The 16,565-nt window shown below is 70.1% G+C and carries 11 protein-coding genes; 5 read left to right on the top strand and 6 right to left on the bottom strand.

The window, feature by feature from the left end:
- Positions 1–162 precede the first annotated feature (162 nt).
- Both C3492_RS01415 and C3492_RS01410 read left to right on the top strand, forming a co-directional pair.
- Positions 163–930, top strand: coding sequence for an ATP-binding protein (locus C3492_RS01415; RefSeq protein WP_181140135.1), 768 nt, complete (start codon positions 163–165; stop codon positions 928–930).
- 547 nt (positions 931–1,477) lie between these two features.
- Complete coding sequence (locus C3492_RS01410) at positions 1,478–2,179, top strand: DUF6308 family protein (protein WP_258055426.1); 702 nt, start codon at positions 1,478–1,480, stop codon at positions 2,177–2,179.
- Between the two features lie 135 nt (positions 2,180–2,314).
- Here the strand turns inward: C3492_RS01410 and C3492_RS01405 are convergent, their stop codons facing one another.
- From C3492_RS01405 to C3492_RS01395, 3 genes are all read right to left on the bottom strand, one after another.
- Complete coding sequence (locus tag C3492_RS01405; protein ID WP_107500660.1) at positions 2,315–3,934, bottom strand: ATP-binding protein; 1,620 nt, start codon at positions 3,932–3,934, stop codon at positions 2,315–2,317.
- Between the two features lie 5 nt (positions 3,935–3,939).
- Complete coding sequence (locus C3492_RS01400) at positions 3,940–8,376, bottom strand: AAA family ATPase (RefSeq protein ID WP_258055425.1); 4,437 nt, start codon at positions 8,374–8,376, stop codon at positions 3,940–3,942.
- A 214-nt stretch (positions 8,377–8,590) separates the two neighbouring features.
- Positions 8,591–9,787 (bottom strand): MFS transporter, encoded by a 1,197-nt coding sequence (locus C3492_RS01395; protein ID WP_103809848.1) that lies wholly within the window; start codon positions 9,785–9,787, stop codon positions 8,591–8,593.
- Positions 9,788–9,920: 133 nt separating this feature from the next.
- On the opposite strand from C3492_RS01395, the gene C3492_RS01390 reads away from it, so the two are divergent.
- Together C3492_RS01390 and C3492_RS01385 are read left to right on the top strand one after the other, a co-directional pair.
- The gene (locus C3492_RS01390) at positions 9,921–10,895 is read left to right on the top strand and encodes a helix-turn-helix transcriptional regulator (protein ID WP_103809847.1); all 975 of its coding nucleotides are present in this window, start codon (positions 9,921–9,923) and stop codon (positions 10,893–10,895) included.
- Positions 10,896–11,095: 200 nt separating this feature from the next.
- Positions 11,096–11,602, top strand: coding sequence for a glutathione peroxidase (locus C3492_RS01385; protein ID WP_103809846.1), 507 nt, complete (start codon positions 11,096–11,098; stop codon positions 11,600–11,602).
- Between the two features lie 131 nt (positions 11,603–11,733).
- Here the strand turns inward: C3492_RS01385 and C3492_RS01380 are convergent, their stop codons facing one another.
- The 3 genes from C3492_RS01380 to C3492_RS01370 form a co-directional block, all read right to left on the bottom strand.
- Positions 11,734–11,925 (bottom strand): DUF397 domain-containing protein, encoded by a 192-nt coding sequence (locus C3492_RS01380; RefSeq protein ID WP_030642837.1) that lies wholly within the window; start codon positions 11,923–11,925, stop codon positions 11,734–11,736.
- A gap of 189 nt (positions 11,926–12,114) precedes the next feature.
- Positions 12,115–12,972 carry a helix-turn-helix transcriptional regulator gene (locus C3492_RS01375; RefSeq protein ID WP_015493273.1) on the bottom strand — a complete coding sequence of 286 codons (858 nt, stop codon included), beginning with the start codon at positions 12,970–12,972 and terminating at the stop codon, positions 12,115–12,117.
- A gap of 210 nt (positions 12,973–13,182) precedes the next feature.
- Positions 13,183–13,941, bottom strand: coding sequence for a GPP34 family phosphoprotein (locus C3492_RS01370; RefSeq protein WP_103809845.1), 759 nt, complete (start codon positions 13,939–13,941; stop codon positions 13,183–13,185).
- 181 nt (positions 13,942–14,122) lie between these two features.
- Between C3492_RS01370 and C3492_RS01365 the strand changes: the two genes are divergently transcribed.
- Positions 14,123–16,513 (top strand): D-alanyl-D-alanine carboxypeptidase, encoded by a 2,391-nt coding sequence (locus C3492_RS01365; protein WP_103809844.1) that lies wholly within the window; start codon positions 14,123–14,125, stop codon positions 16,511–16,513.
- The last annotated feature ends 52 nt before the right edge of the window (positions 16,514–16,565 follow it).

Below are 16,565 nucleotides of genomic sequence, written 5' to 3'. Positions count from 1 at the left end.
CGATACAACACTAAGAACAGAGAGCCGCGCCGGGAACACCTGGCAACCACTCCTCTCACGATCGAGGGGCCGGCTCGGGTGGTAATCGAAGAGACAATCTCTGCGGTTACCAGCCTAATCGAGTCAGTTTCGGTACTTCAGCCCAGCGGGGAAATGACGCCTGTGAAGTACCCGCCGGAAGTATTGAAAGAGATTATCGTGAATGCGGTAATCCACCGCGACTACAACATCTCTGACGACATCCTCGTATATGTATTCGACAATCGCGTCGAGGTTCGCAGCCCTGGGTCTCTACCGGGAAGCATGACGCTGGACAACCTGCTTCAAGATCGATTTTCCAGGAATCCAACGATTGTTCGCTTGCTTAATAAGTACCCGGATCCGCCGAACAAGGACATCGGCGAGGGGTTGCGTACAGTCGTCGCAAAGATGGCTGAGGCCAAGCTCCAGTCTCCGGTTTTTTCGATCGAGGGAAACTACTTCGTAGTAGAACTCGGACACACGCCTCTTGCCCGCCCTCATGAGATTGTCATGGAGTACCTGGACAGCCATGAGGAGATCACTAACTCCACAGGGCGGAGTCTCACGGGTATCAGTTCCGAAAACAGCATGAAGGACGTTTTCTACGCGTTGCGTAAAGCCGGAAAAATCGAAATGGTTCCCGGAAAGCGAGGCAATAAGTCCGCTTGGCGTAAAGTGTCATCCACCGACATTGACACCAGTGAAGCCGACATTTCTCTAGTGCAGGAGGACGCGGCGACCCCGCCGGAAGACGGTACAGGACAGGAAACTCAGCCTGCGAGTGGCACCCTGAAATCTACCAAAAAGTTGAAGGCTCGCAGGGCCGTCGTTGGGCCCGCCCGAAATAGGCCATGCTCTTGCGGCAGTGGACTGAAGTACAAAAGATGTTGCGGCCAAAGCTCTGCTTAATTTCGAAATCCGGATTTCCTGCAGAATCAAGGGTTCGTATTGCCTTCCCGGCGCTGCGTCGTGTCCTGCTCTAGTTGACAACATCGACAGCGTGGCTAATGCCCGTGGGGGTGAGGCGAGACACACGCGCGCCTGGTCGGTCGACGCACCCGCCGTCGTGGCTGGCTGTCGTCGGCTGAGGCCCGTGCCACAGCCGTGCCAGTTGCAGGGGTCAGCCACGGTCAACGCCGGTGCCCCGCGGTCGAGTAGCCCCCCCCCCGCTTCCTCGGGCGGCGAAGCCGCAGCTCAGCCCGTAGACCACCCAGCCTCTCTCCTAAAGCGGGTGTCACAGCTTCGAATCCTCACTGCGGCCGGGGCACCGCCCCGGCCGCAGTGAGGAGGCCGGCCGTGTCCTGCCCCCAGCCCTGTTTCCTACAACTTCCTACACCGCCATATCGAGGCGACCGCTCCCCCGTGCGAGTTGCCGGCTGATAACTTGCACCCTGCCGCATGTGCGGCACGGGGAGGGGGCGTGGGCGGGGAGACTGTGCGTGTCGGTGGTCGGCGCGTGGCGCTGGGCCAGGCGACGCAGTGGATATGGCAGTACTTCGACGCTGAGGCGAACCGCGCGGCTGCGGTCGCCGCGAAGGGCAGACCGTATGCGTTCCCGGTCTACGACCGGATGGACACCGGAAGCGGGCCGGACGAACTCAACGACGGGGACCTGCTGGCACCGGCGCTGCTGAACGTCGTGCCGAAGCTGCATGCCATCCTGAACCTCCAAGCCGTGCGCCCGGACCTGGAGGCAGTGCTCGCGGCGATCCCGCCAAGGCTCACGCTGCAGGATGCGGTCGTCTCCGGCTCGCACGCGGAGCCATTGCGCCGTATCGGCAGGCTGCTCGACGGTCCGGCACCGCTCCGCGGGGTGGGCGGGACGATTCTGATGAAGATCATGCACCGCAAGCGTCCACTGTTCCTGCCGCTCTACGACACCCGGGTCTACGCCTGCTACTGCGGGCCCGGTGCTCAGTATCCGATCAAGAAGTCGCCCCAGCGCACCTGGGCGGAGTTTCTCCACCTTCTCGGCGCCGCCGTGGCGCGCGACCTGGACGAGCAGCCGGATACGTGGAAGACGCTGATGGGATGCGCCCCGGACAACGTGAGCGTGCTGCGCGTCCTGGACGTCGTCGCGTGGAACCTGGGCGGCGGGCTCGGGCCCGATACCCCTGAGCCGGCCGACTTGAGCGACGGCCAGAGCAGTGAGACGTGACCGACCGCCCTGTCGCGGCGACGGGAGAGCCGGCCCCGGTCAGTGACCGGCAGATCCGCGATGCCCTCCGGCAGGCGCTGCTCACTGTGTGGACACGGGAGTCGGACCTGGTGAGCGAGGGTGCGCTGGCAGCGGTCAGCCCACCCCGTCCAGCATCTCCATGAGCTCGTCGCAGTACAGCTGGAACGTGCGCTGTTCCACCGGCGTCACCACCGACATGCGGTTGTGGACCATGGGGTTGCGGACCTTCGCCAGGAGGGAGAAGCGTTCGTTCCAGTGGTTCTTGTCCTTCTTCAGGAGGGGGCCGAAGAGGTCCCAGTGGGAGGCCATCAGGTCGTACAGGTCCCGTGGGTAGGTGAAGTCCAGGATGCGGGTGGAGCCCTGTGCGCCGAAGGACCTCAGCTCCCGGGCTCGCAGCTCCTCGCAGTGGTCGAGCATGGGGACCAGCTTGGGGCGGACCCTGCGCAGCTCGGCCGGCCAGTCGGTGCCGTACCTGCCTTCGAAGGCCGACTCGACCAGGTCGCGGACGCGCCGCTCGACGGCCATCCAGTTGTCCCAGTGGCCCAGCTTGCGTCCGATGAGCATGAGGTACTGCTGGAAGTGGTCGGAGAAGGCCCGGTACGACCCCTCGCGCACCCTGACCAGCCCTTGCTGGAGCAGGACCTGGGCGTCGTCCGGGGTCACGACGAGCTGTGGGCCGAGGACGACCTCCAGCAGCGCGCGGAGCCGGCCGTCCGCGCGCAGCAGTTCTTCCAGGTCACGGTAGTAGTACTGGAACTCCGCCGGCAGGGCGTGCGCCAGCGCCTCGATCTCGTCCAGGAGGCGGACGGGGCCGCCCCGGACCGCGCTGCACACCCGGTCCAGCAGCACGCTCGCCAGGTACGGGTGGCCACCGGTCAGCTCGGCCAGTCGGGCGACGGCCGCGTCCGGGTCCTCGTCCGGTGCGCGGCCCGGCACCCGGGCGGCGAGCGCGCCGAGTTCGCCTGTGTCGAAGCAGGTCAGGAAGAGGGAGCGGAAGATTCCGGCGAAGGTGGACTCGTCGGGGTCGGCCATGTCCACGATCTCCCTCAGTTCCCTCCGGGAGGTGGTGACCAGGCCGATGTTCCAGTCCAGGTTGTAGGCGATCTCCCGCAGCGCCTGGAAGGTGCCCGGCTGGGACTTGAACACGTCGCGGGCGGCGTCGAACTCGTCCAGGATCAGCACGACCCGCCATCCGCGCCGCCGTACCAGCCGGAGGAACTCCTGGGTCTCGCTCTGCGCCTGGGCCCAGGGCAGACCGGGCTCCACGGCCCTCTCGTACGCCTGTGTGGTGCGCCGGTCGATCTCGTCCGACCGCTCGGTGAGCAGTTCCCAGACGTCGTCGGAGAGCCTGCGGAACACCTGCTGGATGCCCGCCTGGGTCCGTACGTTCATCCAGACGGGCAGGAGCCGGGGGTACGTCTGACGGGCCTCGGGGCGCATGAAGACGTGGTAGGCCAGGCTGGACTTGCCGATGCGCGGCGGGCCGATGATGGCGGTGGCGCCGGCGGTGGACTGGGAGAGGACCCGCTCCCGCAGGATCTCCATGGGGCCGGTCCGTCCGACGTGGCTGTCGCCGTGGACGGGGTGGCCGACGGTGGCGAAGGGGTTGCCCGGAGCACCGGCAGCGGGGGTGCCGGTCGTGAGGGTGGCGGGGTCACCGGGTGCCGCGGGGACGGCTTCGCCGGCCGTCGCGGTGGAGGGGTCGCCGGGGGTCCCGGCCGTCGGGTCTGTCATGGGCCCTACGCCTTCCTCTGCCAGAGCCATTCCGCGAACAGCCCCACCTTGATCCGGTAGCGGTCCTCGGACTCGCGGACGATCACGTCGCGGCGCAGCAGGTCCTCGATGACCCGCGGGCCCTCCGGCAGTTCGCGGGCCTTGCGGCCGTCCAGGTGGAGGTCGCGGCGGTGCCCCGACAGGCTGCCCTTGAGCACTCCCAGCACGGTCTCGTCCGACAGGTCGCTGACGTCCGCGTCACCGGGGGTGAGCAGGTTGTCGAACTGCTCCTGGAGCAGCGCCCGGTCCCCGCTGACCAGCGCCGCCGCGACGTTGTCCACGTCGGCGGGGCCGATCAGCGGCTGGCGTTCGGCATTCATGTGGTGGACGAGCCGGTTGCAGAACAGCTGGATGTAGTAGGGGCTGCGGGCGGTGAGTTCGATGACGCGCTGCACCGAGTCGCCGCGATACCGGCTTTCCCCGTTCTCCAGGGCGATCGGTTCGGTGATCAGCGCTTTCGCGGGCCCTTCGTCCAGGTAGGACACCGGCTCCTGCCGCGCCACCTGGAACTCGTTGGGGAACGCCTTGAGGAAGCGCGGCATCAGGTCGTTGCCGACGACCACGCTGCTGAACAGCTTGCTCTCCAGCATGGCCTTCCACGACTTCATGAACTCCCGTGGGAGGTCACCGCGTTCGATGGCGCCGTAGAGCACGGTGAACTCGTCCAGCAGCAGCACCATCCGCCAGTTGCGGTAAGCGTCGCTCCGCTGCATCCGCCGCAGGATGTCCCGCACGTAGTCGTCGAAGTGGATCTCCGGTGAGCCGCTGTCGATGAACTCCCGCAGCATCGGCCGGGAGAGGTTCAGGCCCGGCAGCCCTTCGTCCTCCAGCTGTTCCAGACGGCGGAAGAACGCGTTCGCGATCTTGTACAGCAGGTTGGCATGGGTCAGGTTGGTGGCGAGTTCGCCCATGCTGAACTTGGCGGCGAGCACCGGTGGTTTGAGTGCCTGGTGCAGATGGTGCAGGACCGACGACTTGCCGACGCGCTTCTGGCCGTAGATCACCACACACTTGGCGTCGGTCCGCTCCAGGGAGTCCACGAGTATCTGGATCAGCGGCCCGCGGCCGTAGAACATCTCCTCGTCGTAGACGGGAGCGCCCTCGGCGTAGGGGTTGCGGATCGGCTTCCAGTCCTGCGAGTCGTTCAGCCGCAGCGGCAGCGTACGCGCCTCGGTGACGATGCGCCGGTCGGAGCGCACCATGAACTCCAGGCTGTAGTGCAGTGTGAGCACCTGTTCGGCTATGGCGCGCGGTGTCACCACCAGCGGGAGCGTGCAGGTCTCGGTCTGCTCGTCGCGCAGGCTGTGGGCGACCGGTATCGGCTCGGCCACCGGCTGGTAGTCGTCCGCGTTGTCCAGCACGCGCAGCATCACGTCGACGGCCGGGCTGCGCCGGGGCAGGTTCTTGACGCTGAGCTGCACATGGATGGTGGACGCGGCGCTGGGGGCGTAGCTGGACAGCACCTTGGTCACTTCGAGGTCCGTCGGCTCGGCGGCCCGCTGGACGTCCCGGAAGTGACCGGCGAGCGCCCGGTCCAGCTTGGTCAGCAGCGGTACCAGGTACTCCAGGCTCAGGCGGGTCGGGTACGTCTCGATGGTGGCGACCAGCTCGCGCACGGCGGTGCGGATCTTGGACTCCAGCCGCTCCTGCTCCAGGTACGAGGGCTGGTCCAGGTAGCCGTGGATGTCCGCCAGGGTGGTGGCCACCTTCTTGAGGCGGTCGATGTCGAGCGGCGTGGTGGGCGCGAGGTCCCTCGCGCGCTCCAGCAGCTGCTGGTCCTCGGCGAGGGCCCCCAGGGGTTCGCTGCGGTTCAGGGGCAGCTGGAGCGACTGGCGCTGCGCGTCCAGCTCCTGGCGCAGTTTGCGCAGGGCCTGCTGCCACCGCTCGGCGTAGACGTCGTGGACGCTGGACGAGTTGGCCTCGCCCAGGTAGTCGCAGAGCTGTCCGAGCAGGATGTCCCTGATGTGTGTCACGCGGAAGGTGCGCGAGACGATCTCCCTCCGCACCCGGTCCGAGCCACTGGCCATCAGGCTGAGCAGGCCGAACGTCAGGGGCCGGTGCAGGCTCTCGTCCTCCAGCACCCATTGCAGGCACTTCTCGAACGTCGGGCGGGACTCCGGCTGCGGCGAGTCCGGGTCGAGGTACGACAGGACGTACTGCTTGACCTTCAGCTCGCCCATGTCGTCCCACCCGCCCAGCGCGACCGCTTCGGCGTAGTAGGTGCGCGTGACGTCCCCGGGCCGGCGCTCGGCCGTGCACAGATCGCCCATGGCCGCCCCGAAGCTGCGCAGCGACTTGCGGAAGCGGTCGTCCTCGGACTGGTTGAGGTCCCGCAGGATGCGGGCGGCCGACAGGTTGTAGGCGGCGCGGTCCGCGGACCGCCGCGATCCCAGCGTGCGGATGAGGTCGTCCAGCTCCTGGACGTCCCGCTCGCTGAGGGTGCCTTCCTGCACGCGGGCCGGGTTGACCCCGGCGTGTTCGCAGCGGTCCAGGTGCAGCAGGAGGATGGGGCTGATGGAGCCGGGCTGCTCCGGCTTCCAGTCGCTCTTGGCGAGCAGCTGGTCGATCTTGTCCCAGATGCCTGACCGTTCGGCCTTCTCGACCTCTTCCCAGAGGCTGCGGAACTCCGGGTTGCGGGGACCGTGGTTGAGCAGGCGCTGCGCCGCGCCCTTCGCCCGCTCGGCGTCCCGGAGCCTGCGGTACAGCACGATCAGGCGCTTGAGCAGACCGGTCCGGGTCTGCTTGGAGTGCTCCCGCTTCAGCAGGTCCTCCAGCAGGCGGGCGGCCTCGTCCCAGTTGCCCGTGTCGCTCAGAATCGTGATGATCATGTTCTGGTGCGGCAGGGTGTCCTGGACGACGACGCCCGGATCGCGCAGCAGCTCCAGCGCCTCGACGCTGCGCTTGTAGCGGTGCAGCCCCCAGGCGAGACTGCGCCGGGCCCGCTCGTTGTTCGGGTCCTCCGTCAGGGCCTGACGGTAGAGCTGCTCGGCCTTGGGCCAGTCCTTCTCCTGGGTGTCGGCGTGCTGTGCCCGTGCGTAGGCGGAGCGATGGCCCCGGACCAGCTGCGCCTGGGCCGTGCGCCTGGACGCCGGGCCGGCCGGTGTCCGCGCGGCCTTCTCCCGCTGGGCGGTCTCGGTGATCTCCAGCAGTTCGACGTGGCCGGGATGGCTGGCCAGGGCGTTCTGCGCGATCTTCAACGCGGCGTCCAGGTTCCCCTGGTTGAGCTGGTTGCGGGCGGCCGCGACATGGAGCTGGGGCTCTTTGGGGCCGGGTGCGGACCGGCCGGCCGGTGGCCGGCGCCCGGGGGCGTGGGGTACGGCCGCGGCCTGAGCGGGTGCCGGCCCGCCGGGGGCCGGGTGCACCGGGTGCGTCTGAGGGGCGCCGGTCGCGGCGGAGGACGGCGGCGTCCGCGGTGGGGTGGGGGGCCTGCCGTCCGCGCCCGGTTCGAGGGCCGCCAGGACCTGGCGGAGGTCATCGGGGGTGGGGGCCGGCGCGGACAGCAGCGGTTCCAACGGCGCGGCCCGTTCCGGGGACACCCGGGACAGGAGGTACAGGCCGGCACGGGTGGCCACCCACCGCTGCCCCGGGCTCTCCTGCTCCGCGGCGCCGAGCACCGGGGCCGCCGCGCCGACGTCGCCCTCCTGGAGGACCAGGGCGAGGAACAGCCGGAGCAGCAGATCGTCGCTGTGGTCGGCCGGGCTGTGCCGCAGCCCCTCACCGAGCGCCGTGATCGCTTCCCGGACGTGGCCGTTGCGTATCCGCAGCACCGCCAGGTCCCACACGTACCGGTTGCCGCAGTACAGGGCCTCCGCCATCCACGCCTCGGCCTGGCGCCGGGCCGCGTCCGTGCCGACCCGTTCCAGGAGCAGCAGTGCGGCGAGGTGGAACGCCGGTGGGTAGTCGCACGCGTCGGCGGCGGCCGCCAGATCGCGTAACGCCCCCGGCACGCGCGACGGTTCGCCCAACTTCCGGGCGGAATCCAGGCGGTTCTTGGCCCGGTTGATGTGCCCCTCGATCTGCTTGGCCTCGGTGTACCCCAGCTCGAAGTCGGGGTCGAGGCCGAACACCGGGGTGGTCAGCCGGGCTTGGCCGACGTCCGTCGCGAACTCGGCCGCCAGCGCGTCCCAGGCGGCGGACAGCACCACGGGAGCGGGAGGCGGTGGCGGGTCCGGCGGTGCCGGTGGATCCGGCGCGACGGCCCTGGCGCCCGGCACGACGGGGCTCATGGCCTCCACCTGCTCGATCGCGGTGGCCTGCAACAGGGTGGGTCCCGTTTCGGTGACGAGCACCAGGCTGTCGGGACCGACGGCCTCCAGACGCCCCCGAGCGGACCGTCCCCCGGAAAGATAGACCACGACATGCGTACCCACGGGGTACCACTGCTGGATCATCCCCAAGTCCACATGAGCACCATAGCCCAGCTCACACGTGGAGGAACCAGGAAAAACAGCGGAGAATCCGCGCGTGCACGGGATGCCCTCCCGGCGGCCCGCGACCTGCCGAACCACCCTCATGCAGACGGACGATCACGCCGTACGTCGGTGGGCGGACCCCGGCTCGCATCACCCCGGTTCCCGCACCGGCTCGGCGCGGGAGCGGGCCGGGACCCCGCGCGTCTCACCCCGGTTCCCGCACCGGCTCGGGACGGGAGCGGGCCGGAACCCGGCCGGCGGCCGTTGCCAGCGCCAGCGTCACGCACAGCGAACCCGTCGCCATCACGGTCATCGCCGTGGCCGGCGAGGTGAACTGGGCCACCGCACCGGCCAGTGCAGCGCTCACGCCCTGGAAGGTGAGCATGCCGGCCGAGTGCAGTCCCAGCGCCTGGCCGGCCTGGTCGCCGGGGGTCAGGCTCATCAGCCGCTCCTGCTGGACCAGGCCCGCGCCGAAACCGGCGGAGGCCACGGTCACGCAGACCACCGCCACCGGCACCGGCGGGTGCGCGAAGAACAACAGGTACGGCGTCGCGAGCAGCAGCAGGAGCGGGGTGGCCAGCCGGCGCCGGACCGCGGGCCGCAGCAGCCGGCCCACCGTCACGTCCCCGGCGAACATGCCGAGCGCGGCACACGCGAACAGGGTGCCGGCCGCGTGCGGGGCGTACGACACGTAGAGGGACTCGCAGCCGACGACCATGCCGTTGGGCAGCCACAGGCCCAGGTAGGTGAGGCGGCGCGGGCGGGACGACCACAGCTCGGCGTTGGCGCGCCAGGTCGCCGACGGGGAGAGGCGGCCGGTGGCCCGCGGCGGACGAGCGGTCAGGCCGAGGCGCAGGACGAGCGCGGCCGTCAGGTACAGGGCCACGGCCAGCAGGAGACAGGCCCGCGGGGAGAAGATGGCGAGCAGGGCGCCGCCGGTGGCGAACCCGGCGATCTGCATGAGCCCGCTCATCATGTTGAACAGCGAACGTCCGGGCAGATAACCGTCCTTGGCGAGGATCTCGTTCAGCAGGCCCCAGCGGACCCCGCCCCCGAGGGAGGCGACCAGACCCAGGACCAGGACCACTGTGAACAGCGCGCCGAGCGGCAGGCCGGGCAGCGCCTGCACCGCCGTGCCGGCGGCGAAGGCCAGCGAGATCGCGGCGAGGGTCGTGCGCGGGGGCAGCCGGTCGGCGCCGGAGAGCAGGAAGGTCGCGCCGAGCACCTGGGCGAGGGACGGGCCGAACATGCTCAGCGCCGACAGGAGCGGGGAGCCGGTCGCCCGGTGGACGAGCGTGCCGAGGGCGAGGCCGCCGACGGTGCCGGCGGCGGTCTGGGCGGCGGCGCCGAGGAAGAGCGGGGTGAACTCGGGGGTGCGGAACAGGGGGCGGTAGCCGGTCATGTTCCGGAGTCTCGGACGGCCCGCAGCGGGCTCGTTATTGTTTCGCCGTCGTGCGAAAGGTCCGTACGCGAAATGCCCGTACGCGAAGGGCCCGTAGGCGAAGGTTCCGTACGCGGCGTACGAGGAGGCGCTCGTGGGGTGGTGGCAGCTCAACGCGGACACCCTGGCCCGGAGCCGGTTCGTCATCTCGCCGCTCGCCGAGACCTTCGCCGGGCTCAAGCTGCTGCACGCCGGGCAGGGGACGCATCCAGGTGAGCACTCCTGGCTGGGCACGCACCTGCCCGCCTACCGGGACAGGCTCGCGGCCGACCCGGTGACGGCCCGGCTGGTGCGGGCGGGGCTGGGGCGGGAGTGGATCGCCGACTTCCTCACGCCCACGCCCCGCGACTCCGAGACCTTCCGGGACGGGATCGCCCGTGTCCGCGCCACCCGGCCGGCGGACGCCCGCGCGCACCTGCGGCTCTCCCTGGCCGGACCGCTGCCCGCCGAGCTGGACCGGGACGACCTGCCCGAGCGGGCCGCCGTACTGCTGGAGTGGGTGTGGGAGGAGGCCGTACGACCGTACTGGGCGCGGCGCCGGCGGGTGCTGGAGGCGGACGTGGTGGCGCGGACCGCGCAGGCGAGCCGGGGCGGCTGGGCGAGCGTGCTGGACTCGCTGCGGCCGGGCGGCACGCGGTGGCTCGGGGACAACCGGTTCCAGATCAACCTGCACGAGTATCCGCCGCGCGAGATCTCCGGCGCCGAGCTGGTGTTCGTGCCGGTGACCGCGCAGCACATGGGCTGGGTCGCCTGGGAGGGCGATGAGCGGTACGCCGTGGTCTACCCCTGTGCCGGTGTCCTGGCCGGGGACGGCGACCGGGCGGTGCCCGCCGGGCTGAGCGCGCTGCTCGGGCCGGGCCGGGCCGCGGTGCTGGTCCTCCTCGGCTCCCCCCTGAGCACCACCCAGCTGACCGCCGTGACCGGGCAGGGGCTGGGCTCGGTGGGCCGGCACCTGAAGGTGCTCCGGGAGGCGGGTCTGGTGACGCGACGACGGGCCGGGCGGTCGGTGCTGTACGCACGGACGACGGCCGGCGACGTTCTGGTCGAGGCGGGACGAGGGGGCCTGTGACGTGACGTACGGGGGCCGGTGACGTTTGCGCCCGGGAGCCGGTGACGCGCTGGGCAAGCCGGACAAGGGAGCCGGGGACGCGCTGGGCGGAGTCAGGCAGAGGAGCCGGGACGCGCTCGGTGAAGCCGGACAAGGGAGCCGGGGACGCGCTGGGTGAGGTCGGGCGGGGGCGTGGGGGGCGGCGGGGCTAGCATCCGGGCATGACGACTACTGAGCACAGCGGCTCCCCGCTGGACGTCGAGATCGAGGCCCTCCAGGGCGGCTCCGCGGATCTGTCGCGGTTCGCGGGCAAGGCCGTCCTCATCGTGAACGTGGCCTCCAAGTGCGGGCTGACCCCGCAGTACACCGGGCTGGAGAAGCTGCAGGAGCGGTACGCCGAGCAGGGCTTCACCGTGCTGGGCGTGCCCTGCAACCAGTTCCTCGGGCAGGAGCCCGGCACCGCCGAGGAGATCGCGGAGTTCTGCTCGGCGACCTACGGCGTGACCTTCCCGCTGACGGAGAAGGTGGAGGTGAACGGGCCGGGCCGGCATCCGCTGTACGAGCGGCTCGTGGGCTTCGCCGACGCCGAGGGGCACAGCGGGGACATCCGCTGGAACTTCGAGAAGTTCTTGATCGGCCGGGACGGTCAGGTCGTCGCGCGGTTCTCGCCGCAGACCGAGCCGGAGTCGGCCGAGGTCGTCTCCGCGATCGAGGCCCAGCTCGGCTGAGCACGGCTCGGGCCTCCCGGTGGCCCGGTAGAAGGCGGTGAGCCCTCTCGGCAAGGACGGCGACTGGTCGAGAGGGCTCTCCTGGTGGTGCGTGTGCAGTTGTTGTCCGGACCAGGGTCAGGGAGAACCCCTCACGCCTTGACCGAGGACACGAAGGCGTTCCATGCGTCGGCGGGGAAGGCCAGGATCGGACCCTCGGGCGTCTTGGAGTCGCGAACGGCGAGTTCGGCGGCGGTGGGCGACTTGACCTCGACGCAGGCGCCGTTGCCCGCGGAATAGGAAGACTTCATCCACGTCTCCGAAGCGCCCTGAATCAGTGCCATGTCCACTCCTGTTGCGAGTTGCGGTAGTGCGGTTCACGCCAACCATGTCGTCTGACTGGCGTGATCGACGCTACCGGGCAACTGCGCGCCACGGAGGAGTCGTTCACTCAACCGGATGGCATATTCCAGGTGAGCCTTCCATTGGAGTGGACCGGCGGTGTACGATCCCGCGCCCTGCGTGACAGCGCATCAGTCCGCGTACAGTTTCGCCACGTCCGCGATGAACTTCCGGGACGCCTCCACGTTGAGGGACTGCGCCCGCAGATGCTCGTACATCACGGCGTACTTCTGCACGTCCTGCGCCTTCTCCAGGTACAGGTCACTGGTCACGCCCTCCAGGTACACCACGCTGGAGTCGGCCGCGTCGGCGAACTCCAGGATCGCGTACTGGCCGTTGAGCCCCGGATGCGCGCCCACGTCGAAGGGCAGCACCTGCACGGTGACGTGCGGAAGCTGCGACATCTCGATCAGGTGCTCCAGCTGTTCCCGCATCACCAGCCGGCTGCCCACGACCCGCTTCAGCGCGGCCTCGTCGAGCACCACCCACAGCCGGAGCGGGTTGGCCTGGGCGGTGATACGTTCCTGTCGGCGCATCCGCACCTGGACACGCTTCTCGATCTCCGCGGTCGACGTCTCCGGCAACGCGCCCTGCACCAGCGCCTCGGCGTAGGCCCGCGTCTGCAACAGCCCGGTCACCAACTGGGGTTCGTACACCCGCAGCGACTCGGCGTCCGTCTCCAGACCGATGTACACGCTGTACGGGATGTCGCCGAAGGTGTGCCACCAGCCCTGCTGTCTGGAATCCCGGGCCATCTCCATCAGCGAGTCGACGATCCGCTGGTCCTCGACCTCGTACACCCCGCACAGATCGCGCACGTCGCGCTGGCTGATGCTCCTCCGGCCGTTCTCCAGCCGGCTGATCTTCGACTGCGACACCAGCAGCCGCTCCGCCACCTCTTCGGCCGTCATGCCCTTGAGCTCACGGAGCCTGCGCAGCTCCTGGCCGAGCCGGCGCCGCCTGACGGTGGGATTGACATTGGACGCCACGGGACGCGCACCTCCGGCTGCCTGCCTGTTGCTTAACACTTTGCGTATCTGCTGTTGAGCAGACTGCCACCAAGGTGCTTTCTACCGCTGGGAAACCGTGGATATGCAGCCGGGGACGCGGCCGAGCGGGGCGGCGAGACCACAAGGATCTCACCGCCCCGCTCGGACCTGCGGCTCCCGAACCGGGTCTGTGGGGACCGGGGTTACGGCTCAGTGGGCCACGGCACGCGCCATGGACCCGCGACGCGGCTGTGTCGGAATCCCGCGCGCGGGTTCCGGCGCGGACCTGACGCCGGGCGCGGCCTGCCGGCCGGCCGGGGCCGGGCCACGACGCGGCTGGGCTGCCGCCGCGCCGTTCTGCACGTCCATGACGGCGTGGGCGACGAGCCCGCCCATGGGGTCGTGCCGGATCAGATCCCGCAACCGGGACCGGGACGACCGGCCCTCGTTCCCGGGATACAGGTGCTTGCCGAGCCCGACGGCGTGCGCCAGGGCGGCGAGCGCCGCGGTCCGCGGATCCGGCGGCACGCCGGTGCGGATCGCGGAATCCAGCCGGGAGCGGATCTCCCGGCTGATGGCGGTGTCCGTCGCCTGGTAACGCGTCGTCGGCAGCACCCCGCACATCTGGCCGGGTACGGCGGCGACCATGCCGCACCGCTCCAGATGCGAGAGGTAGGTCTGCCTGAGCCCCAGCCGGGGCCCGCCGATCCAGTGGACGGCACGCACGGGAGCGCCACGCCTTCGCAGCAACTCCAACGCGCAGTCCAGAGTCGGATCTCCTGTCGGCCGTGGCACCACCACGGCGATACGATCCCCGTCTGGGGCTATCCGTCCGGCCAGCGCCAGCTCCACTAGCTGTGCACCGGCCAGACCGAGGTCGAGCGACTGCGGCTGCGCAGTGGTACCCGTGGCCGGGTCCAGTGCGAGCAACAGAAGCTCCTCCGGAAGTGTTCTGCGGCTCCTGCCCATCCATGCCTCCCCGCGTGGATGAATGACAGGGTGACCCCTCTCACATTGGTCTGTCGAGGGTGCGTGACCGGTTCGTGAGGGAACCGGTAGGTATGTCGTTCTCGTCTACCGCAGGGGCCAAGCCCTCACACAGGACACTGGTACATGGTTCGGACAGGGCGCGCGCGTAGGCGTGCGGCGCATGGAGGAGGCATCGGTGGCGGGCGAGTCCCCCGACAGGTCGAAGCAGCGCGAGTCGTCGGCGGAACCGGCGTCGGGGAGCGCGGGTTCGGTTCCCGAGGCGCGCGATCCGCGTCTCGCGGTGTCCCGCGAACGGAAGTCCTCGGGCGGCGACACGGCGACGAAGGTCCTGACGGTACGACCCGAGACCCCGACCGCGCGGGAGCAGTCCGCCGACCCCGAGGACACCGAACTCCAGGCGGCGGTGTCGACCTGGGTACGCGAACCGAGCCGGGACACACCCGCGAAGGCCGACGACAGCGACGACACGGACGACACCGGCGAGAAGAGCACGAAGGCTGACGCTCCGTCCGAGGGGGAGTCGGCCGACGCCGACGCCGGGAACGAGGCGGAGGCTTCGTCCGGCCCGGAGGGCGAGACCGAGGGACCGTCTGACGCGGGCGCGGACGCGGCCGGGGAGACCGAGACGGAGGACCCTGCCGACGCGAAGGCCAGGACTGACGCCCCGTCTGCCACGGACCGGGAGGACGAGGCGGACGCGGAGAGCGCTGCAGACGCCAAGACGGCCGTCGAGGACGAGGCGGCTGAGGGCGAGGACGGCCCGGAGGTCGCCGATGGCGGGGACGCCCCACAGGGGCCACCCGCAGACGACGAGAGCCGCACGGGTGGTGAGGGTGGGAACACGGACGCCGAAGGCGAAGCCGAGGCGGACCCGCGGCCGACGCCGCCGCAGGCACCCCGTGCGGGTGGGAACACGGACGCCGAAGGCGAAGCCGAGGCGGCGGACGGCGACGAGCCCCGCACGGAGCCCTCCGTTGAGGACCCCGCCACCAAGGACACCGGCGTGGACCAGCCCACCACTGTCTTCAAGGCCGTCCGCCCCAAGACACCCCCCGTCGACCAGCCGACGACCATGCTCAAGGTCGGCGGCAAGCCGGAAGGCAAGCCGAAGACCCCGGAGTCCGACTCCGGACAGTCCGACGCCGAACGCACCAGCAAGTTCGTCGCGCTCAAGGACGACCTGCGCAAGCCGGCCGCCGAGGCCAAGGCCCCGGACGCCACCACCCCCGTCCCCCAGGTCGGCCCCGAGCGCACCACCCAGCAGCCGCTCCCGCCCAAGCCCCCGCTGGACCTGCTGGCGGAGCTGACGAACACGCCCCCGCCCCCGGAGACCCCGGTCCGCACGCTCGTGCGGCGGATCAAGATCTGGACCCCGCTGGTCCTGCTGCTCGCGATCATCTTTGCGGTCGTACAGGCCGTGCGCCCCCTGCCGACGTCCACCCTCGCGCTCACCGGCAAGGACAGCTACACCTTCGCCGGCGACCGCACCCAGCTGCCCTGGCCCGGCGAGGGCCAGGGCTGGATGGACGTGGACGGCGTGGGCACGATGGGGCATTTCGGCAAGCAGACCCCCGTGGCCATCGGCTCGGTCGCCAAGACCATGACGGCGTACATCATCCTCAAGGACCACCCGCTGAAGCCGGGCCAGGAGGGCCCGAAGATCAAGGTCGACGCGACGGCGGAGAAGGAGGGCGGCTACAACAAGGCCGGCGAGTCGACGCTCGACACCGTCAAGGCCGGTGACACCCTCACCGAGAAGCAGGCCCTGTCGGCCGTCCTGATCCCCTCCGCCAACAACATCGCGCGGCTGCTCGCGCGCTGGGACGCGGGCTCGGAGGCGGCGTTCGTCAAGAAGATGAACGCCACCGCCAAGGAACTGGGGATGACCGGCACGACGTACACCGACCCCTCGGGGCTGAAGGAGACCACCGTCTCCACGGCCGAGGACCAGGTGAAGCTGGGCCGCGCCTTCGTGAAGGTCCCGGCCCTGGTCGCGATCAGCAGCGCGGCGAGCTGGACGGACCCCTCCGGCAAGTTCTGGCCGAACTACAACGAGCTGCCGTACCGCATCGGCGCGATCGGCATCAAGACCGGCAGCACCACGGCGGCCGGCGGCAACCTGCTCTTCGCCTCCCGCAAGCAGGTCGGCGGGCAGACGGTGACGATCGTCGGCGCGATCCTCGGCCAGCACAAGCGGGAGATCCTGCAGACGGTCAACGCGGTCAGCAAGACGGCGCTGCTCGCCGCCCAGGACGCGCTGACGTCGGCGAAGATCGTGAAGAAGGGGGACGTCGTCGGGTACGTGGACGACCGGCTCGGCGGCCGTACCCCGGTCGTGGTGACGAAGGACGTCACGGCGGCCGGCTGGGCCGGGATGAAGGTGGAGCTGTCCTTCGCGTCCGGGACCGTGCCGCACAGCGCGAAGGCCGGCACCCGGGTCGGGACGCTCACCGTGGGTGACGGTTCGGCCGGTGCGGTGAAGGTCCCGGTGGCCCTCCAGAAGGACCTGACCGAGCCCGGCATCGGCGCCAGGCTGACCCGGCTGGGCTGACCGGCCGGGGCCGGCCGTGCGCCCCCGCCCACCCCGGCCGTACGCCCCCGCC

Origin of the sequence: Streptomyces sp. Ru62, from assembly GCF_002920615.1 — a bacterium.
Classification (GTDB): domain Bacteria; phylum Actinomycetota; class Actinomycetes; order Streptomycetales; family Streptomycetaceae; genus Streptomyces.
Note: the sequence above shows the minus strand (reverse complement) of the source record. Positions and strands in the feature narration are given on the sequence as shown.